Genomic DNA, 19,805 nt, shown 5'->3' with positions numbered 1-19,805 from the left:
CAGAGAGGCTCATATGTTCATTCGCAATAAATCCGACGTCGAGAAAACCCCGTACTTTGTCGAATGGGGCGCCGGCACCAGCCATCGCCTGCTCACCGAACGTGACGCCATGGGTTTTACCCTGTGCCATACCGTGGTGCGTGCCGGCACCGAATCGCTGTTGCACTATCGCAATCATCTGGAGGCGTGTTATTGCATCGCCGGGGAAGGCGAAGTCGAAGACATGCAGGGCAATGTCTACCCTATCCGGCCGGGCGACGTGTATGTCCTCGACCAGCACGATCGCCATTACCTGCGCGGCGGCAAGGAACAGGACCTGATCCTGGTCAGCGTGTTCAACCCGCCCCTGCGCGGCGACGAGCGCCATAATCTCAACGACCGCTCGGGCTCGGCCTATTGAAGTCGCGGCAGACCGCCACGCCGCCCATCACAGGAGTGTCATGATGCGTAAGGATTACCTGGCTTTTTTCATCTCGCTGTTTCTATCGCGGCTGGCGGATCAGATTCTGCTGTTCATCGTGCCACTGGTGGTGTTCCAGACCACCAACAGCGCCTCCTGGGCCGGGCTGGCGTTTTTCGTCGAGTCGCTGCCGCGCTTTCTTGCGTTTCCGGTGTGCGGGGCGCTGTGCGACAAGTTCTCGCCGATCAAGATCCTGCACATCAGTCAGGTCTACCGGGCACTACTCTGCGTGCTGGCGGTGGCGCTTTACGCGATCTTCGGCGGCATCGCCTGGCTGGTGGTGCTGTCAGCGCTGTGCGGGGTGCTGACCACCCAGGGCATCATGGCTCGTGAAGTGTTGATGCCGCATATTTTCCAGCATTACAGCTACACCAAGACCCTGTCCTATTCGCAGATTGCCGATCAGACCGGGCTGGTCCTCGGGCCGCTGGTGGCGGCGTTGCTGTTGGAGATTTCGGCCTGGCATTGGGTGGTGCTGTGGGTCGCCGGGCTGTTCCTCCTGGCCGACCTGAGCATGCGGGTGTGGCAACGTTTCAGCCGCATCACCCTGGAAGTGTTCGAGCAGCATCAGGACATCTGGCTGCAGCCCCTGCGCATCGCTTTCGGGCATATCCGCGATCTGGCGGAGCTGAAAAAGATCATCACCCTGGCCGTCGGGGTCAACCTGATCGTCGGCGTCACCCTGGCCACTTCGGCGGCCATGGTGCTCGGTCAATACAATGCCGGCAAGGATGACTACGCCGGGCTGCAGGCGGCGGGTGCGGTGACCACCATCGTGATCCTGTTTTTCCTCGCCCGGGTGGTGCTGCCGCTGCGGATACTGGGTGGCGTCGGCTACTCGATGATCGCCGCTGGCGCCTTCATCAGCGCCCTGAGCCCGAACCTGGCCGGTTATGTGCTGGGTTTCCTGCTGATCGTCGGCTTCGACAAGATGTTCAACGTCTACATGCGCAGCATCCGCCAACGGGTGATACCGCCCCGGGACTTCGGCAAGACCGTGGGCGTGATCACCTTGCTCAACAACCTGTCGCAACCTTTGGCCGGTCTGTTGGTGGCGTTGCTCGCCGCGCCACTGGGCACGCAACAAGTGATCCTGATCCTCGCCGTGCTGACCACGCTGCTGGGCGCGGTGGCACTGTGGTGGTTCGCCAGATCAGGCAGCTCACTCGCGACTTCGGTTCTGGAGGCTGAGCGGGAGGCGGGTAATTGAATCAGCGAATCCGGGCCGTCATCCACTCCCGGCTGTAAGCAAGGACGCGATCTGCCAAGGCAACCGGAAAATGAATCAACCCATGCGCGGCATCCGGCAAGAGGTGTGCTTCGACCTGAGCCGAACGCCCCCACCGTTCAGCCAGTTCGAGCGTGTCGTCTCGTAGCGGGTCCAGCTCACCGGCAAACATCAGCGCTGGCGGAAAGTTCGTAAAGTCCCCATAGAGTGGTGACAACGGTGGCTGCCGGCGCTCCTCGTCACTCAAACCCGGTGTCAGCATCCGAAACGCTTCAACCATGCCGGGGCCGTCCAGCAACAGCGTGTCAGGCCCTGCTTCGCGGACGCTCGTCGTTCCGGTCAAATCATAAACGCCGTAATACAGCAGCACCCCGTTCACGCGCTTGAGCAAACCGGGCCATTGTTTCAGGGCCAACAGGGTTGCCGCAGCGAGATGCCCACCCGCCGACTCACCGACGACGATCACAGGCAATCCCGCAAATTCGTTGGACTCGTCACCCAATAACCAGCGAGCAGCCGTAAGACAGTCTTGCATCAGCCCTTCAACCGGTGTCGATACCGCAAGCCGGTAATCGACTGACACCACCGCAACATCGCACGTATTCACCATGGCGATATTGAGCGGGTCATTCATCTGCGCATTCCCGATGACCCAGCCGCCACCATGAAAATCGAGCACAACGCCTTTTACGCTTCCTTTTGGCCTTATGATCCGAACGGACACCGTAGCGCCGTCCACGCCGATTACCTTTTGTTCCGCCTCAAGTCCATGTTCACGGACTTTGCGCGCACCGCCGATTTGGCTGATTTTCAGCAATCCCTGGATCACACGCGGTACGAGTCGATTACGAATACGCAAGCGCGGCAACCGGGAAAGCGTTTTGTTGAAGCGCCGCAGTTGCGCCAACTCATCCTCGCCGACCGGCCATGACGCGGGTTTCTCCCATCCGCAATTCATGTTCGATTACCGCGCAGAATGGAGAAATTCAACGCCGCTGCAACGCACAGCCACACCAGGTAAGGAAACAGGATCAGACCGGTCATCACGTCCAGCCGCAATGCCAGCACCACCATCGCAGCGACGACCAGCCACAGCAGCGTGATGATGAGCATGCCGGCGAAGATACGGTGTGCGCCGAAAAATACCGGAGTCCACAGGGTATTCAGCGCAATTTGTGCGGCCCATAACGCCAGGACCGTTTCGCTCCCCGGTATCAGGGTCAAGCGATAGCCGGCCCAGGCGAGCAGCAGGTAGATCGTCGTCCAGGCCACCGGAAACGCCCAGTTCGGTGGCGTGAAGCCAGGTTTTGTCAGGGACTCGTACCATGCGCCCGGTTTGAAAAAGAGGCCGGTGCTCGCTGCGGCGCCGCACGCGACGAGAAAAATAAAGAAGGTCATCGACTGTCCTTGGCTGATGCTGTCAGCTGTCCGGGTGGGTTTCAGGTTGGATGCCCGGAACCGTGGCAAAAGTTCACCTTTAATCGTCTCGAATGCAAGACTCGTCATCCGCTCAGGTTCACCAACCGGCTTGTCGCTGATAGGAATAGGCAAGGTTCAAAGACAATCCGACATAGGTACGCGTTTTCTCGATCGCTACCATGGCGTCACACCCAACCCGTTGGAGTTCGTCATGCACAGCAGCAAAACCCTGTTCATCACCGGCGTCAGCAGTGGCTTCGGTAACGCGCTGGCCAGGGAAGCCCTGGCGGCGGGCCACCGCGTTATCGGCACCGTGCGCAATGAAGCCGACTTGCAGGCCTTCCAGGCGTTGTCCCCGGATAACGCTTACGGGGTGATTCTGGATGTCACTGACTTCGACCGGATCGACAGCGTCGTCGCCTCGGTACAGGCGACTCACGGCCCGGTGGACGTGCTGGTCAACAACGCCGGCTACGGTCACGAAGGGATCTTCGAAGAGTCGTCGCTGGAAGAAATGCGCCGCCAGTTCGACGTCAATGTGTTCGGCGCAGTGGCGGTGATCAAGGCCTTCCTGCCGTGGTTTCGTCAGCGTCGTGCGGGGCATATCCTCAACATCACGTCCATGGGCGGCACGATCACGATGCCGGGAATCGCCTACTACTGCGGGAGCAAATTTGCTCTGGAAGGCATCTCCGATACGCTGAGCAAAGAGCTGCGCCCGTTCAATATCTTCGTGACCGCCGTGGCGCCGGGCTCGTTTCGCACCGACTGGGCCGGTCGTTCGATGCAGCGCACCGCGCGCAGCATTGCCGACTACGACGCCAGTTTCGACCCCGTCCGCAAGGCGCGTGAAGAGAAGAGCGGCAAACAGCTGGGTGATCCACAGAAAGCTGCGCAAGCGATGTTGCAGATCATCGCCAGCCCGACACCACCCGCTCACCTGCTATTGGGTAGCGATGCCCTGAAACTGGTGCGCGACAAGCTGAAGCACGCGGCCGACGAGATCGATCAATGGGAAGCGCTGACTCGTTCCACCGATCATTGAGCGGTCCTCCGCAGGGGTATCAATGAACCAGACCGATCTGCTCACCGCGCGCATGGTGCAGCTCATGCACACCCTTGCGCCGGTCGAGGGCTACAACCTCAGCGCGCTGGAGGACGTGCGTTTCCTGCGCTCGAATCAGCCGCTGAGCCGCACGCCGGTGCTCTACGACCCCGGCATCGTGATCCTCTGCCAGGGACGCAAGCGCGGTTACCTGGGCGATGATGTCTATGTCTATGACGCCCAGCACTACCTGGTGGTGTCCGTGCCCATCCCCTTCACCATGGAAACCGACGCCAGTGAAGCCGAACCGATGCTCGCGATCTACATGCGCCTGGACTTTCAGCTCGCCAGCGAGTTGATGTTGCAGGTGGATGAAGTCCACGGCCCCAGCGACGCTCAGCCCAAGGGCATGTACGCCTCGCCGATGGACGATTCGCTGCGTGGCTCGACCTTGCGTTTTCTCGAGGCGATGAGTATTCCCGGCGAGGCGCAGATACTCGGGCGCTCACTGATGCGGGAAATCTACTACCGCATCCTGACCGGCGCGCAAGGTGGCTCCATGCGCGCCGCGCTCAATCGTCAGGGGCATTTCGGCAAGGTGAGCCGGGCCATCCGCAAGATCCACAGCTGCTATCAGCAGCGCCTGGACGTTGAACAACTGGCCCAGGAAGCCAGCATGAGCGTACCGAATTTTCACCTGCACTTTCGCAGCGTGACGGACTCGTCACCCATGCAATATCTGAAATCGACGCGCCTGCATCAGGCGCGGCTACTGATGCTGCGCCACACCATGAGCGCGTCGGCGGCGGCCTTCAGCGTGGGCTACGAAAGCGCTTCGCAATTCAGTCGCGAGTTCAAACGCTTCTTCGGCCGGACACCACAGGCAGAGATCGAGTGGATGAAGGCGACCTATGCCTTGCCTGCGCCGACCACGCCCTCGATCTATGTGTCTTCACACTGATCGCGGGCGGATCGACCTCAGACATGCAGCAACGCCAATGCCCCGATCAATGCGGGCGGCATGACAAGCACACCCACCCGCAGAAAATCGAGGGCGCCGACGTGTTCGCCTTCGCGGCGGATCGCGACCAGCCAAAGCAGGGTCGCCAGCGAACCGGTAATCGACAGGTTCGGCCCCAGATCCACGCCAATCAGCAACGCCGCCGTGGTTGGCGCCGGCAGTTCGACGATGTGTCCGATGGAGCCGGCAATCAGGCCGGTCGGCAAGTTGTTCATCAGATTGCCGGCGAGGGCTGAAATGAGCCCGGCACTCCAGCTCGCCTGCACCTCGGAGTGACGCGCCAGCTCAGCGAGTCCATGGGCGAGGCGGTCGATCAGACCGGTCTGCGCCACCGCTTCCACCAACACGAACAGCCCCGCCACCAACGGCAGCACACCCCAGGCCACACCCTTGAGCAACGGCAGCGGATTGCGCCGTTCAAACAGATGGATCAGCGCCGCCGTGGCGAGACCGGCGCAGAACGTCGGCAGACCCAGTTGCCAATCCAGCGCGGAAGCCGTCAACAACACTGCGCCCGTCAACGCGATACCCAGCGCACTCAGGCGTGCGGCGCTGGACAGCGGGCGCACGTCGATGACCGTCGCCAGCGGCTGGCGAATCTGTTTGCGCTGGACCAGACGCAGCATCAGATAGGTCAGGCCGATGGCGGCCAGCGACGGCAGGGTGAATTGGCGCAGCCAGTCCAGCAGCGGCGGCATCTGGCTGCCGAACACCACCAGGTTGGCCGGATTGGAAATCGGCAGCACGAAGCTCGCGGCATTGGCGATGAAGGCGCAGACAAACAGATAAGGCAACGGCTCGGCCCGGGCCGCCTTGCACGCCGCGTACACCGCCGGCGTCAGCACCACCGCCGTGGCATCGTTGGAGAGGAACACCGTCACCAGCGTACCGACCAGAAACACCAGATCGAACATCCGCTGCCCGGAGCCTTTGGCATGCTGCACCGCGTACATCGCCAGCCAGTCGAACAGCCCTTCCCGGCGCGCCAGTTCCGCCAGCACCATCATGCCGATCAGAAACAGGTAAACATCCGTTCCCTCGGCGACGGCCCCCAGCGCGGTGTGCGGCGAAATCAATCCGGACACCGTCAACAGCACGGCAGCGCTGACGGCCCAGACATACTCCGGCACCCGCCACGGGCGCAGGATCACCCCGCAGGTGGCGACGGCGGCCACGATCCAGATGAGCGAGGAAGGATCAAATACAGGCATGCGGGTTACTCAAATGAAGACGGGGCGGATTCTGCTCAACTGAAGAGCGTTGGCGGTATGCCGGGGGCCGGCGCGTTACGGGCCGCGTCTGAGTCGTTGCGGGTTTCCGGCATCGTCAGCCAGAGCAGAATGAACGCCGTCCCGGCAATCGAGGCGAGGGTGAGAAACGCGGCATCGTAACCCGCCGCCTGCACCACCAGTCCCGCCAGCCCTGGACTGAGTGCCGCGCCAAGACCAAACACGGTAGACAACGCCCCCAGACTGACATTGAAGCGCCCGGTGCCCTGGGTCAGATCCTTGACCACCACAGGGAACAGCGCGCCGAAGATACCGGCACCGATGCCGTCGAGCAACTGCACGGCCACCAGCCAAAAAGGGTCGTCGGACACCACATACAACACCCCGCGCAACGGCAGAATGAAGAAGCCGGCCAACAGCAGCGGCTTGCGCCCCCAGCGGTCAGCCTTGATGCCAACCAGCAGTGCCATCGGCACCATGACCAATTGCGCCGCAACGATGCAGGCGGAGGTCAAGGGTGTCGCCATCTGCAAATTGACCTGGGCCAGCTTCTGGCTGACCAGCGGCAACATGGCCGCATTCGCCAGATGAAACAGGCCACAGCAAACCGCGAAAAGCAGCAGCGGCCGATTGGCCAGCAGCACCCTCACACCGGACGGATGTGCATGTGCCCCCACCGGCCCGGGGATGAAACCGCGAGCCACGTCATGATCGATCGCCCTGGCGTCGACCATGCTCGCGGTGACGACACTGGCCAGCGTCATCATCGCCATCAGGTAGAACACCACGATCGGCCCCCACACGTAAGCAAAACCACCAGCCAGCAGCGCGGCGCAAGCGTTACCGGCATGGTTGAAAGTCTCGTTGCGCCCGGTACGCCGGGTGAATGCCTTGGGGCCGGTGATACCAAGGGAAATCGCGGCAATGGCCGGCGCGAATACGGAACCGGCAATCGCGCTGACGGTTTGCGTCAATGCCACCCCACCGAACGACGTCACCCATGGCAGCAGCAAACAGCTGCAAGTCACCATTAACGCGGCGGCGACCACCACCGACCGTTTTGCCGAAGTGCGATCAATCAATGCGCCGGCCGGCGTCTGCGCGAGCAGCGCAGCGACCCCGGCCAGGGTCATCACCAACCCGATGCTGGCCGGTTCCCATTTGTGAACAGCCAGCAGATAGATAGCCAGATAAGGCCCCAGCCCATCGCGCACGTCGGCGAGAAAGAAGTTGAGCCAGTCCAGCGACCATTCGTTGCGACGATCTGTGTGGTGAGTGTTCAAGCGCGCAATCTCGATGGACCAGCCGAAAGGGGAACCGCTCTCAAGCGCTGACCCTGGCGCATTGCATTAGTTCGCCGCACTTCTCAGTCAATGGCAAACCGGTTCCGCCCGGCCGATTTGGCGCTGTACAACGCCCGGTCCGCCGCCTTGATCAACCGCTGATAAGGCTCTTGCTCAGCGCCCACGGCCGAAGCAATGCCGACACTTACACTGACACGCCCAAAAGGGCTGGCGCCATGGGGAATGTTCAATTGCTCCAGGCGCGTCAGGATGAGTTGCGCGACGGCACCGGCGCCTTCGGCGTCAGTGTTGGGCAAGATGACGGCTATTTCTTCGCCCCCATAACGCGCGACCAGATCCGATGGCCGTCGCACGCACGCCTCCAGCACCCGACCGACCGATTGCAGACAGGCATCGCCGGCAACGTGCCCAAGGGAATCGTTGTACAGCTTGAAATAATCGAGATCGATCATCAGCAAGGCCAGCGTAGTGCCTTCACGCTGCGCCCGCCGGGCCTCGATAGACAGGGTTTCGTCGAAGCAACGGCGATTCGCCAGGCCGGTCAGCGAATCCTTCATCGCCAACAACTCCAGTTGCTGATTGGAGCAGAGCAACTGCTGCTGAGTGACCCGCAACTCCCCTTCCACCTGAATCCGCCGACGAATGTCACGGATCAATAACCAGCCGATGATGCCGGTTAGCCCAAGCAGGCTGGTTACCACCCCGATCGACAACATTGCCTCAAGCCGCCACGCCGCCAAAACTTCGCGCTTGCCCAGCGCCACCGTGGTGATCAGCGGCAGTGTGTCGCTCTTGCGGAACGCGTAGAGCCGTTCCACCCCGTCCAGGCTGGAGGTGTACGAAGTGGTGCCGACCGATTTGTCGACGAGAAATTTTTTATAGATTGGCGACTGGGAAAAATTGCGGCCCATGTCCTGCTCGCGGAAGGGATAGCGCACCAGCAGCGTACCGTCGGTATAGGACAAGCCAATGGCGCCCTCCTGACCGATGTCGATCTTGCCGAACAGCCGCAGGAAGTTTTCCACCCCCAGCGTCACCGCCACCACCCCGGCGAATTCTCCGTGTGCATCATTGAAACGCCGGCTGACGGTCATCACCCATTCCTGGTTTGACCGGCTGCGGATCGGCGGGCCGATGAAGGGCTCCCGTGAGGGATCGTCACGATGATGAATGAAATAGGCACGGTCACTGCTGTTGGCCCCGACCGGGATCGGCCGGTTGGAGGACATCAGCCAATGGCCGTGCTTATCGTAGATGGTGACCCCGCTCAACTGCGGCATCAGGGGTTCCTGACGGTCGACCAGCGCGGTCAGGCGCTGGATCTGCGCAGGCTCGCTGCCCTCGGTTTCGAGGCGCTCGACAAGACCGAGCAACAGCAGCGAGCTTTGCCTGACGATGCCTTCGGAGTAAGTCGCGAGCGCTTGAGTGAGGTTCAACCCATGAATATCCGCCTCCTCCAGCACGCGATCACGCGAGGCGACGACCTTCCAGAGAGTCAATGAGGCCAGGGAACTGCCGACAATCAACAGCAAAAGCATTACGAGGTGGATATCACGCTTCACTTCAGTACCTGATGGACAGTCCGGGTTCCAGTTGTGGCAGTGGCTGCTCTGTGGCATCGACTGCAGGCGTTTCCTCGCCCGACGCAAGGATACAAGCAGCGCGGCGAGAACACTGCAACAGAGTTTGGCACCATGGTTCAAGGTATGGCGAGTCCATAGAGTGACGCGCAGCGGCGCGGCTGTCGGTTTAACATCCCGGCATGGGCAAGCGCCCTGCCGGAAATCAAGAATCAGAGAATCGGGCAAGCATTCCACTGGAATGAACTACAGCCGCTTCGACAAGACCGAGAGAATGTCCCTTCGAGAAATTCATCGAGGACGTTCCCATGCTTGTACAAGCCTACGGTGCCCACGCGGGCGACAAACCCCTTGAGCCGATGCAAATCAATCGCCGCGCGCCGGCCGCCCATGATGTACAGATCGATATCGCCTTCTGCGGCATCTGCCATTCGGATCTGCACCAGGTCCGCGCCGAGTGGGCCGGTACGCAGTTTCCTTGCGTGCCGGGCCACGAAATCGTGGGTCGCGTTTCGGCGGTGGGCGCCCATGTCGCGGATTTCCGGGTCGGCGATCTGGTCGGCGTCGGTTGCATCGTCGACAGCTGCAAACACTGCGATGACTGCGAAACCGGGCTGGAAAACTATTGCGACGGCATGATCGGCACCTACAACTTCCCGACCCCGGACGCCCCCGGCTGGACCCTCGGCGGCTATTCGCAAAACATCGTGGTGCATGAGCGTTACGTCCTGCGCATCCGCCATCCCGAGGCACAACTGGCGGCTGTCGCGCCGTTGCTGTGCGCCGGGATCACCACCTACTCGCCGCTGCGTCACTGGAACGCCGGGCCGGGCAAGAAGATCGGCGTGGTCGGCATCGGTGGCCTGGGCCACATGGGCATCAAACTGGCTCACGCGATGGGTGCCCATGTCGTGGCGTTCACCACGTCCGAGTCCAAACGTGAAGCCGCCAGGGAACTGGGCGCCGATGAAGTCGTGGTGTCGCGCAACACCGAAGAAATGGCCGCGCATGCCAAGAGCTTCGACTTCATCCTCAACACGGTTGCCGCACCGCACGATCTCGACGCATTCCTGGCGCTGCTCAAGCGCGACGGGGCATTGACCCTGGTCGGCGCGCCGGCCTCGCCGCATCCGTCACCCAACGTGTTCAACCTGATCATGAAGCGCCGCACGCTGGCCGGCTCGATGATCGGCGGCATTCCCGAAACCCAGGAGATGCTCGATTTCTGCGCCGAGCACGGCATCGTCTCGGACATCGAACTGATCCGCGCCGACCAGATCAACGAATCCTACGAGCGCATGCTCAAGGGTGACGTGAAGTACCGCTTCGTGATCGACAACGCAACGCTGGCTGGCTGAGCACGCCCGTTCGGTGCCCGCAGCGGGCACCTCTTCCCTCTCGCGGCTTCGCTCCCGAAGCCGCGACGCTTCACGCAATACAGGATTCAGACAATGACTCATCACTCCCTTCCCGCCACCCGTGAAGTCCGGCACTCATGGGGCGCGGTCCTGGCGATGTCGCTGGCCGCGTTCGTGCTGGTGGCCTCGGAATTCATGCCGGTCAGCCTGCTGACGCCGATTGCCGCCGATTTGCAGGTCACCGAGGGCCAGGCCGGCCAGGGCATCTCCGTATCGGGGCTGTTCGCCCTGTTCACCAGCCTGCTGATCCCGATGCTCGCCGCGCGCGTCGACCGCAAGCCGCTGCTGCTTTCCCTGACCCTGCTGATGATCCTGTCCGGCGCGGTGGTCGCCTTTGCCCCGAGCTACTGGATGTTCATGGTCGGCCGCGCACTGATCGGCGTGGCGATTGGCGGCTTCTGGTCGCTCTCGGCGGCGACCGCCATGCGCCTGGTTCCGGAAGACCAGATCACCCGGGCCATGGCCATCGTCAACGGCGGCAATGCACTGGCAACCGTGGTGGCCGCGCCCCTTGGCGCCTATCTGGGTGCGCTGATCGGCTGGCGCGGCGCGTTCTTTTGCGTGGTGCCGGTGGCGTTGATCACGACGGTCTGGCTGTTGGTCAGCCTGCCGACCATGAAGGCGCAGACCCGTTCCGGCACCGGCAATGTCTTCAACCTGATGAAACGCATGCCGGTGGCGCTGGGCATGCTGGCAGTCAGCGTATTTTTCATGGGCCAGTTCATGCTGTTCACCTACCTGCGCCCGTTCCTGGAAACGGTTACGCATGTCAGCGTGTCCATGCTCTCGCTGATGTTGCTGGTACTGGGGCTGGCGGGGCTCGCCGGCACCTTCCTGATTGAGGCCTTCCTGAAAAAGGGCCTGCACCGCACGCTGATTGTCATCCCGGTCCTGATGGCCGTCATCGCGCTAGGGCTGGTGTCATTCGGCAGCTCGGCGATCACCACGACCGTGCTGCTGGGGTTCTGGGGACTGGTCGCAACGGCCGCGCCCGTCGGCTGGTGGACATGGCTGGCGAGAACGCTTCCGAATGACGCCGAGGCCGGAGGCGGTTTGATGGTGGCAATCGTTCAATTGGCGATTGCGTCCGGTGCGACCGTGGGTGGGTTGGTGTTTGACTTGAACGGCTATCGGGCGACGTTCGAGTTGAGCGCGTTGCTGCTTGGCGTGGCGGCTGTCCTGGCCTTGCTTGCCGCACGTTCGGCTCGCAAGGCCCACCACCGCCAAACGGCCGGGAGCGAACTTGCGCGCGAAGGCGTCGCATCCGCCAGCGTTTGATGGCGGGATACAGCGCAATTGGCGAGCAAGTCCGCGCCCCTGAACGTTACCGCGCGCTGTCGATGATCTGTCCGCCGTCAGGCGTCAGGCTGTAACCGGTGAGGAATTGCCCGTCCTTGCTGGCGAGGAACAGCACCACCGGGGCAATGTCTTCCTCAGGCGAGCCATAACGGCCCAGCACGTTGGTGGGCGCCGGTACGTTGGCCGCCGCCCCCCAGGTGTCGGCGACCGGCATGACGTTATTCACCGTGATGTTGTCGGCACCCCACTCCCTGGCCGCCGAACGGGTCAGCGCGCGCACCGCTTCCTTGGCCATGTTGTACGGGGCGTATCCCGGCATGCCGATGACGCCGGCCAGCGAGCCGAAGTTGATGACCCGGCCCGCGCCGCTGGCCTTGAGGTGCGGATAGCAGGCTTGCATGGTTCTCAGATAGGCAATCGGCCCCATCTCGAAGTTGCGTTGCAATTGATCGGTCGACAGGTCGAGCACCGATGAAAACACCACCGACGGATCGAACGCGTTGTTCACCAGAATGTCGATCCGGCCAAAGGTTTGCGCCACGTTGGCGACCGCTGCGGTGATCTGCTCGGGATCGCCCAGATCGCACACCACACCCAGCGCAACGCCGCCCGCCGCGCGGATCTCCGCCACCACTTGGTCGACATTTTCAGCCGTGCGCGAAACCACCGCGACCTTCGCGCCTTGCGCCGCGAAGAGCCTGGCCGTAGCGCGGCCGATGCCACGGCCGGCGCCGGTGACGAAGGCTACTTTTTCATTGAGTCGGGACATGTGAATCTCCAGTCAGTCAGGGTGTTGAGGGATGGCTTGCCCCTACGATGTCGCCTAACATGAAAGTCCACAAGCAGGATGAAAAACTGGAACTTAGTATGGAAAACCAGACTAATGACGCCGAAAACGTCAACATGCACGAAGAAATGCGCCGGGCTTTCGCGCTGCTTTCGGGCAAGTGGAAACTGGAAATCATGTGGCTGCTGAACCAGCGGATCTACCGCTTCGGCGAGCTGCGCAAGGCGATCGATGGCATCACCCAGCACATGCTGACGGCGCAACTTCGCGAGCTGGAAAACGACGGGCTGATCACCCGGACAGTCTTTGCCGAAGTTCCTCCGCGCGTCGAATACGAGATGACCGCCAAGGCTCGGGCACTTGGCCCGACCATGGAGGCGCTCACCCAATGGTGGAGCGAGTACGGCAAAAGCGTGCCGGTCAAACCGTCCGCGCGCGGTCGCAAACCCAAGGCTCAGTGAGCCGACGCATTCCCGTGCAGATTGCGCGAGGCCCCTTCGAGGGTCTTCCACAGGCTGCGCATGGTCGGGTTTTCGTTGGTGATCGAGCAGTAGGTGCGAATTTCCAGGCGCGTACTCCATTCGTCGCCGCCGGCCCTGACCAACTGCCCTCGTTGCAACTCGTCGACCACCGCACTTTGCGGCAGCCAGGCCACGCCATAACCTTCGATCGCCATGCGCATCAGCAGCATCGCCATGTCAGCCTCATAGCACCGTTCCAGAACACTGGCACCGGGACCGTTCCGGATGACGATATCGGCAACGCGAGCGAGGAAAGTGGTGGCGGTGTAGGCCAGGTGCGGCACGGGTTTGGCGGTGGTGCCCGGCAGGCGGTAGAGCGGCTGACCCTGTGGGTCAGGCGCACATAACGGGATGAAGGCGTCGTGCCCCAGGGTAAGGCTGCCGAATTTTTCCGGGTCCAGAAGAATCGGCGCCAGAGGGTGGTGATAGACGATCATCAAATCGCAGCCGCCCTCTTCCAGCGCGATCACCGCGTCATGGATGTTGGCCGCAACCACCCGGGCATTGAACTGCTCATTGTGCTGCTGAAACTGCGTCAGCCACTTCGGCAGGAAAGTCATTGAAAGGCTGTGGCCGGCAGTGACCTGAATCGACCGTCCGGGCATCCGCTCGCCCTCGCGCAAAGCCGAACGCAGCCTCAACAACCCCGCCAGCGCCTCACGCCCTTCCGTGCAGAACGTACGCCCCGCCGGGGTGAGCTGAACCGGATAGGTGCCGCGATCCACCAGCTCGGCGCCGACCCACTCTTCCAGCGAACGTATGCGCCGTGACAAGGCCGATTGCGTCACACAGCGAACCTCCGCCGCACGGGAGAAGTTTTTCCATTCGGAGATCGCTAGAAGATCGTCCAGCCATTTGATTTGCATATCGGCGCCTCACGCGGTGAAACCACAGTGTACGTCGCGTTTTCCGGTGCCAGACACGCCTTTGCAAAACTATTCCAAAACCGCATAGGGCCATCGGGATTACTCATCAACGGGGTGCCAACACGCCCCTAGAATCGAAAACATCGAGGCGCCAGCCCATCGCTGCGCCCCGATGCACTGGCGTCCTGCCAAGTAGAAAAAGCACAAAAACCACTTGAGGAAAGCTCCGTGAAGAACAACAAACTTCCGCGTCGAATCGCCATTGGCATTGCCCTGGGCGTGCTGGTCGGTTGGACCTGCCACCATTTCGCAGGGAGCGAACAAAGCGCCAAAGAGATCGCCGCCTACTTCTCGATGGTCACCGATATTTTCCTGCGCATGATCAAGATGATTATTGCGCCGCTGGTCTTCGCCACCCTGGTCGGCGGCATCGCCAGCATGGGCAACTCCCGAGCTGTCGGGCGCATTGGCCTGCGGGCGATGATCTGGTTTGTCAGCGCCTCGGCGGTATCTCTGGCCATCGGCATGGGCCTGGTCAACCTGTTCCAGCCGGGCGCCGGACTGAACATGGAGGTAGTTCAGCACGCGGCGAGCCCGGTGGTGGTCAACACCGGCGATTTCAGCCTCAAGGTGTTCATCAGCCACGTATTCCCCCGCAGCATCGCCGAAGCCATGGCCAACAACGAGATTCTGCAAATTGTGGTGTTTTCGCTGTTCTTCGGTTTTGCCCTGGCCGGCGTGAAACGCGCGGGCTACACCCGGGTGGTCGACAGCATCGAGGAGTTGGCGAAGGTGATGTTCAAGATCACCGACTACGTCATGGCCTTCGCCCCAATTGGCGTGTTCGCGGCGATTGCCTCGGCCATCACCACCCAGGGCATCGGTCTGCTGGTGGATTACGGCAAGCTGATCGCCGAGTTCTACTTCGGCATTCTGATTCTGTGGACCGTGCTGTTTGGCGCCGGTTACCTGTTTCTCGGGCGCTCGGTGTTCAGCCTTGGCAAACTCATCCGCGAACCAATCCTGCTGGCGTTTTCCACCGCCAGCAGTGAGTCGGCGTACCCGAAGACCATGGAGGCCCTCGAGAAATTCGGCGCGCCGAAACGGGTGTCGAGCTTCGTCCTGCCACTGGGCTACTCGTTCAATCTCGACGGTTCGATGATGTACCAGGCGTTCGCCATCATGTTCATCGCCCAGGCCTACAACATCGACCTGAGCTTCACCCAGCAACTGCTGATCCTGCTGACGCTGATGATTACCAGCAAAGGCATGGCCGGCGTGGCACGCGCCTCGATTGTGGTGGTCGCCGCCACGTTGCCGATGTTCAACCTTCCCGAAGCCGGGCTGTTGCTGATCATTGGCATCGACCAGTTCCTCGATATGGCACGTACCGCCACCAACGTCGTGGGCAACAGCATCGCCACCGCCGTGGTGGCGAAATCCGAACCCCATGAAGAACCCGGCGAGGCGCCTCAGGGTGAAGGCTCGCGAGAGACGGCTGCGCTGTCCAAACGTTCGGCCACCGTGGCCTGAGGATGACGATCATGCAAAGCACATCAGCCCCTGGCCGCGTACGCAAACTGGGCATCGTCGGTGGCCTCGGGTCTCTGGCCGGCGGTGACCTGTTTTACAAACTGGTCAAATCCAGAGCGGTGCTTGAGGATCAGGGCCGCTATCACTTCCTCTTCGAGCAACACCCGTTCAAGGATGTGCTGCTGCCGCTGGACCGCAAAGCCAACATGACCTCGAGGAAGTTCTACGTTTTCCAGGTCTGCAAATCCTTCGAGGACAGCGGCGTGGATGCGGTGATGCTGCCGTGCTTCGCCAGCCACACGTTTCGCGATGAAATCCAGCAAGAACTGAACATCCCGGTGCTCGACATGCTGACGGCGCTGCGTCGGCACGTCGAACACCTGGCCGAACCCGGCGCAGTCCTGGGTATTGTCGCCTCGGACTACGTTCGCCACTCAGGCCTGTTCGAACGCTACTTTGGGGACTTCAAACTGGTTTATCCGGGCAGCGACGAACAGGCCGCGCTGATGCACGCGATGTACGGCCTCAACGGGGTCAAGGATGGCAACCTGCAAGGCGTGCCATTGGAGACGGTGTATCAAGCCTGCCTGTCGCTGCAGGATCAGGGGGCGTCGATTGTCCTGCCGGGCATGACCGAGCTCTCGCTGGTCTGCGGCGACCTGCAACGGCGCGGCATCCGCGTGCTGGACATCAACGAGGTGTACGCCGGTTTCGCAACACAGGAAGAGGGAGGCACGACCCGCCCGCCCTTCAAACTCGGCATCGTCGGAGGCGTCGGCCCGGCTGCAACCGTGGACTTCATGGGCAAGGTGGTTGCCAACACGCCTGCGGATCGCGATCAGGAACACCTCAAAATGGTGGTGGAACAGAACCCGCAGATTCCCGATCGCACGGCCAACCTGCTGTATGAGGAAACGGATCCGACGATGGCGATGTACGCCACTTGCAAGCGTCTGGAAAGTGCCGGTGCCCATGCGATCGCGATCCCGTGCAACACCGCTCACGCGTTTGTCGAGCGCATCCAGACACACTTGCGCGTGCCCATCGTGAACATGCTGACCGAAACCGTAGAAGCGATCGTGCAGCAGTACGGCGCTGGCAAAACCGTGGGGCTGCTGGCGACTTCCGGGACGATCAAAAGCCAGGTCTACCACGAGGCCGCGCGGCGGGCCGGGCTGCACATCGTCACCCCTGGCGTCGACTACCAGGCGTTGGTCATGGACTCGATCTATGGCGAGCGCGGCATCAAGGCAGGGTTTACCGAGGGCATCTGCAAAGACCAACTGCTCATCGCCGCCGAGCATTTGTGTGAGCTGGGGGCCGACGTGCTGATCCTCGGCTGCACGGAGTTGCCGCTGGTGCTCAGGCACAGCGAAGCGTTCGAGATCAACGGCCATTGCGTCGCGCTGGTCGACCCGACAACCCAGCTGGCGAAGGTGTGCGTGCAACTGGCTTATCGAACGTAGCGTCGCGCCTTGACGGGCACGGGAAACCGTCAGCGATCCGCCTGCGCTCATCCCAGCCTGACAATATCCACCGAGATCTCCCGCGCCGGGACCGCTCCTCTGTTTTCGAGCCAGTGCGTGGTGTTGTGGTCCTCGGGCCAGCCCACGCCTGGCCCGTAGTCCGTGGCGACGCCGTTTCGATGGTCGGTGATGGTTCCTTGCAATATGTACACAACGCCGGGCCTGTCGATGTGGTCATGCACCGGCCCGAATACCCCGCCACTTTCGATGGTCACCAGTCGCATTCGAAGTTGCCGCCCGGCCATGCCCTCGATCTCGGTGCCAAGATCGATCGTTGCCAATAGCTGCACGGTGACGCCTTGGGTTTCGGGGGCGGGACGTTCGTTGCTCATCGGATTCACCTCTGCGTGCGTACAGGGCCTGAATAGAAGTAAACACCCTGTAAAAGGCCAGCGTTCAATTAACGACGAAGGGACTTGCGTCTCTGGGCATCCATGCCAGGGACGCACGTTGCTTTCATCGATTCGTGACTTGCGGTCAAAGGACTTTGGTGCATCGGCGGCTTAATCCCGCGACATCAGGTGGACATACTGGGCGCCATTCAACCGATCGCCTGGGGCGTGTCGCAAGCGTGTTGTCGACGACCATTATCCGGTTTGCTTCATCGCCAGCGACATGAACCTCTACGGCATCCAACTCGTCTCAGAGGAGCAACCCCAATGAAATCCGGACGCGTCCTGTTCGCGCTGGCCATCGGTGCCTTCGGCATCGGCACCACCGAATTCACCCCCATGGGCCTGCTGCCGGTGATCGCCGAAGGCGTGGGCGCGAGCATTCCCAGCGCGGGCATGCTGGTCACCGCCTACGCCATCGGCGTGATGGTCGGCGCGCCGATCATGACCCTGCTGTTCAGCCGTTTCGGCAAGCGCGCCGCCCTGATGATGCTGATGGGCATCTTCACCCTCGGCAACCTGCTGTCGGCCCTGGCGCCGGACTACTACACCCTGCTCGCTTCGCGTCTGGTCACCAGCCTCAACCACGGTGCGTTCTTCGGCCTCGGTGCGGTGGTCGCCGCCAGCGTGGTGCCGAAAGACAAACAGGCCAGCGCCGTAGCCACCATGTTCATGGGGCTGACCATCGCCAACATCGGTGGCGTACCCGCCGCCACCTGGCTCGGCCAACAGGTCGGCTGGCGCATGGCGTTCGCCGGCACTGCGGTGCTCGGATTACTCGCCATCGCGGCCCTGTGGTACGCGCTGCCCAAAGGTGAACGCGGCGCCGTGCCGAATGTGCGCCGTGAGCTGGCGGTCATCGCCCGCCCCAACGTGCTGCTGGCCATGGCGACGACTGTGCTTGGCGCAGGCGGCATGTTCACCCTCTACACCTACGTGGCCCCGGTGCTGTCCGAACTGACCGGCGCATCCGACAGTTTCATCACCCTCGGTCTGGTGCTGATCGGCGTCGGCTTCACCATTGGCAACAGCCTGGGCGGTCGTCTGGCGGACTGGTCGCTGGACGGTTCGGCGCGCATCTTCCTCGGCGCCCTGGCAGCCATCATGGTGCTGATGCCGCTGGTACTGGGCAGTCACGTCGGTGCGGCGCTGGCCTTGCTGGTGTGGGGCGTGTTCACCTTCGCCGTGGTTCCGCCACTGCAGATGCGCGTGATGATTGCCGCAGCAGAAGCCCCGGGCCTGGCCTCGTCGATCAACGTCGGCGCCTTCAACCTCGGCAACGCGGTCGGCGCCGCACTCGGTGGCGCAGTCATCAGCCAGGGGCTGGGCTATGCCGCCGTTCCGGTCGCCGGTGGCGTGCTGGCGGCGGCGGGACTGCTGCTGGTCTGGCTTGGCGGACGAAGCAAGGCCAGCGATAACGCCTTGAGCGATGCGGCCTAAAAAACCGCTCCCATGAGGTAACGAAAAAGGCCCGGACATCTATCGTCCGGGCCTTTTTCATATGGCGATCTCAGGCAAACGCCGCCTCGATGGCCGCCTCCAGCGATTTCTCTTCCAGAATCTCGATCGAGAAGTGCCCGAAACGCTTGGGCAACCAGATGATCCGCGCCCCGGCCGGCGATTGCAGATCTTCGCGGGTCAGCGGGTTGCCGTTCTCGTCTTCTGGCTGGACACCGCTGCCGAGCAATTCGTCATAGGCCTGCTCGATATCGGGCGTCGTGTAGCAATGGCGATAGATCATGCCCTCGCCCGCCTGATCCAGAAGCGCCCTGAGATTGCCCGCCAGCGGCTGTACCAGCATGAAGCGCTCTTGCCCGATCAGCGCAATCGCATAGCGCACGTGCAGACCGCCGCGCTCCCAGACCAGCGTGCGGGAAATCCTCGCCTGGAGAATCTGCGCGTAATACGCACAGGCTTCTTCAAGATTCTCGACCAGAACATCTACGTGACTGAACTTCAGATCCATTGCCTGCCTCCTGTTGAACCGGCGTCCATGGTAATCGCATGGGTGCGGTGAGCCTCATCCCCCGACAACCCGAAAAAAAGAAAAACGCGGCGAGCGCTGAATTTTTTCGTGTCCGCTTGTATCTGAGCTGAAAGAAGCCATGCCATCAAATAGATGGCGTGGCCCCAGGCAAGCGCTTCGGCGGCTTGCATGAAAACAGATCGGATACCGA

20 protein-coding genes are annotated in these 19,805 nt (G+C 61.9%); 10 read left to right on the top strand and 10 right to left on the bottom strand.

The window, feature by feature from the left end; translation table 11 throughout:
• Nucleotides 1-13: 13 nt before the first annotated feature.
• Entirely contained in the window at nucleotides 14-400 is a 387-nt protein-coding gene (locus KVQ74_RS26295) for an ectoine synthase (RefSeq protein ID WP_217834296.1), read from the top strand.
• A gap of 43 nt (nucleotides 401-443) precedes the next feature.
• Nucleotides 444-1,670, top strand: a complete 1,227-nt coding sequence (locus KVQ74_RS26290) for an MFS transporter (protein WP_217834295.1) — start codon at nucleotides 444-446, stop codon at nucleotides 1,668-1,670.
• A gap of 1 nt (nucleotide 1,671) precedes the next feature.
• On the opposite strand, the gene KVQ74_RS26285 is transcribed toward KVQ74_RS26290, so the two are convergent.
• Both KVQ74_RS26285 and tspO read right to left on the bottom strand, forming a co-directional pair.
• Entirely contained in the window at nucleotides 1,672-2,646 is a 975-nt protein-coding gene (locus KVQ74_RS26285) for an alpha/beta hydrolase fold domain-containing protein (RefSeq protein ID WP_217834294.1), read from the bottom strand.
• Nucleotides 2,643-3,086, bottom strand: a complete 444-nt coding sequence (gene tspO / locus KVQ74_RS26280; protein WP_217834309.1) for a tryptophan-rich sensory protein TspO — start codon at nucleotides 3,084-3,086, stop codon at nucleotides 2,643-2,645. Before tspO ends, KVQ74_RS26285 begins: the two co-directional genes overlap by 4 nt.
• Before the next feature lie 232 nt (nucleotides 3,087-3,318).
• Between tspO and KVQ74_RS26275 the strand changes: the two genes are divergently transcribed.
• Together KVQ74_RS26275 and KVQ74_RS26270 are read left to right on the top strand one after the other, a co-directional pair.
• Nucleotides 3,319-4,152 carry an oxidoreductase gene (locus KVQ74_RS26275; protein WP_217834293.1) on the top strand — a complete coding sequence of 278 codons (834 nt, stop codon included), beginning with the start codon at nucleotides 3,319-3,321 and terminating at the stop codon, nucleotides 4,150-4,152.
• Nucleotides 4,153-4,174: 22 nt separating this feature from the next.
• Nucleotides 4,175-5,113: an AraC family transcriptional regulator gene (locus KVQ74_RS26270; protein WP_217834292.1), complete on the top strand. Its 939-nt coding sequence runs from the start codon at nucleotides 4,175-4,177 to the stop codon at nucleotides 5,111-5,113.
• A gap of 17 nt (nucleotides 5,114-5,130) precedes the next feature.
• Here KVQ74_RS26270 and KVQ74_RS26265 read toward each other — a convergent pair whose 3' ends face one another.
• The 3 genes from KVQ74_RS26265 to KVQ74_RS26255 all read right to left on the bottom strand — a co-directional run bounded on the left by KVQ74_RS26265 (nucleotide 5,131) and on the right by KVQ74_RS26255 (nucleotide 9,268).
• On the bottom strand, nucleotides 5,131-6,384 hold the full coding sequence (locus tag KVQ74_RS26265) for an arsenic transporter (RefSeq protein WP_217834291.1): 1,254 nt from the start codon (nucleotides 6,382-6,384) through the stop codon (nucleotides 5,131-5,133).
• 35 nt (nucleotides 6,385-6,419) lie between these two features.
• Entirely contained in the window at nucleotides 6,420-7,685 is a 1,266-nt protein-coding gene (locus KVQ74_RS26260) for an MFS transporter (RefSeq protein ID WP_217834290.1), read from the bottom strand.
• A gap of 83 nt (nucleotides 7,686-7,768) precedes the next feature.
• Nucleotides 7,769-9,268 carry a diguanylate cyclase domain-containing protein gene (locus tag KVQ74_RS26255; RefSeq protein WP_217834289.1) on the bottom strand — a complete coding sequence of 500 codons (1,500 nt, stop codon included), beginning with the start codon at nucleotides 9,266-9,268 and terminating at the stop codon, nucleotides 7,769-7,771.
• A gap of 326 nt (nucleotides 9,269-9,594) precedes the next feature.
• Between KVQ74_RS26255 and KVQ74_RS26250 the strand changes: the two genes are divergently transcribed.
• Nucleotides 9,595-10,644: an NAD(P)-dependent alcohol dehydrogenase gene (locus KVQ74_RS26250; RefSeq protein ID WP_217834288.1), complete on the top strand. Its 1,050-nt coding sequence runs from the start codon at nucleotides 9,595-9,597 to the stop codon at nucleotides 10,642-10,644.
• 93 nt (nucleotides 10,645-10,737) lie between these two features.
• Nucleotides 10,738-11,982, top strand: a complete 1,245-nt coding sequence (locus KVQ74_RS26245; protein ID WP_217834287.1) for an MFS transporter — start codon at nucleotides 10,738-10,740, stop codon at nucleotides 11,980-11,982.
• A 46-nt stretch (nucleotides 11,983-12,028) separates the two neighbouring features.
• Here KVQ74_RS26245 and KVQ74_RS26240 read toward each other — a convergent pair whose 3' ends face one another.
• Nucleotides 12,029-12,772, bottom strand: coding sequence for an SDR family NAD(P)-dependent oxidoreductase (locus tag KVQ74_RS26240; RefSeq protein WP_217834286.1), 744 nt, complete (start codon nucleotides 12,770-12,772; stop codon nucleotides 12,029-12,031).
• Nucleotides 12,773-12,870: 98 nt separating this feature from the next.
• On the opposite strand from KVQ74_RS26240, the gene KVQ74_RS26235 reads away from it, so the two are divergent.
• Nucleotides 12,871-13,251, top strand: coding sequence for a winged helix-turn-helix transcriptional regulator (locus KVQ74_RS26235; protein ID WP_225930191.1), 381 nt, complete (start codon nucleotides 12,871-12,873; stop codon nucleotides 13,249-13,251).
• Here KVQ74_RS26235 and KVQ74_RS26230 read toward each other — a convergent pair.
• Nucleotides 13,245-14,177: a LysR substrate-binding domain-containing protein gene (locus KVQ74_RS26230; protein ID WP_217834285.1), complete on the bottom strand. Its 933-nt coding sequence runs from the start codon at nucleotides 14,175-14,177 to the stop codon at nucleotides 13,245-13,247. The two genes, KVQ74_RS26235 and KVQ74_RS26230, sit on opposite strands and share 7 nt — an antisense overlap.
• Nucleotides 14,178-14,405: 228 nt before the next feature.
• Between KVQ74_RS26230 and KVQ74_RS26225 the strand changes: the two genes are divergently transcribed.
• Together KVQ74_RS26225 and KVQ74_RS26220 are read left to right on the top strand one after the other, a co-directional pair.
• A complete protein-coding gene (locus KVQ74_RS26225) occupies nucleotides 14,406-15,710 on the top strand; it encodes a dicarboxylate/amino acid:cation symporter (protein ID WP_217834283.1) in 1,305 nt (434 codons plus the stop codon).
• Nucleotides 15,711-15,721: 11 nt separating this feature from the next.
• Nucleotides 15,722-17,176 (top strand): cysteate racemase, encoded by a 1,455-nt coding sequence (locus KVQ74_RS26220; protein WP_225930190.1) that lies wholly within the window; start codon nucleotides 15,722-15,724, stop codon nucleotides 17,174-17,176.
• Nucleotides 17,177-17,223: 47 nt separating this feature from the next.
• Here KVQ74_RS26220 and KVQ74_RS26215 read toward each other — a convergent pair whose 3' ends face one another.
• The gene (locus tag KVQ74_RS26215) at nucleotides 17,224-17,568 is read right to left on the bottom strand and encodes a cupin domain-containing protein (RefSeq protein ID WP_217834279.1); all 345 of its coding nucleotides are present in this window, start codon (nucleotides 17,566-17,568) and stop codon (nucleotides 17,224-17,226) included.
• Between the two features lie 327 nt (nucleotides 17,569-17,895).
• On the opposite strand from KVQ74_RS26215, the gene KVQ74_RS26210 reads away from it, so the two are divergent.
• Nucleotides 17,896-19,068, top strand: a complete 1,173-nt coding sequence (locus KVQ74_RS26210; RefSeq protein WP_217834278.1) for an MFS transporter — start codon at nucleotides 17,896-17,898, stop codon at nucleotides 19,066-19,068.
• A gap of 70 nt (nucleotides 19,069-19,138) precedes the next feature.
• On the opposite strand, the gene KVQ74_RS26205 is transcribed toward KVQ74_RS26210, so the two are convergent.
• Nucleotides 19,139-19,594, bottom strand: a complete 456-nt coding sequence (locus tag KVQ74_RS26205) for a VOC family protein (RefSeq protein WP_217834277.1) — start codon at nucleotides 19,592-19,594, stop codon at nucleotides 19,139-19,141.
• The gene (locus KVQ74_RS26200) at nucleotides 19,585-19,785 is read right to left on the bottom strand and encodes a hypothetical protein (RefSeq protein ID WP_217834276.1); all 201 of its coding nucleotides are present in this window, start codon (nucleotides 19,783-19,785) and stop codon (nucleotides 19,585-19,587) included. Before KVQ74_RS26200 ends, KVQ74_RS26205 begins: the two co-directional genes overlap by 10 nt.
• Between the last annotated feature and the right edge of the window lie 20 nt (nucleotides 19,786-19,805).

This window comes from Pseudomonas botevensis, from assembly GCF_019145475.1.
GTDB lineage: Bacteria > Pseudomonadota > Gammaproteobacteria > Pseudomonadales > Pseudomonadaceae > Aquipseudomonas > Aquipseudomonas botevensis.
The sequence above is the reverse complement of the archived record's forward strand: the minus strand, read 5'-3'. Positions and strand labels throughout refer to the sequence as shown.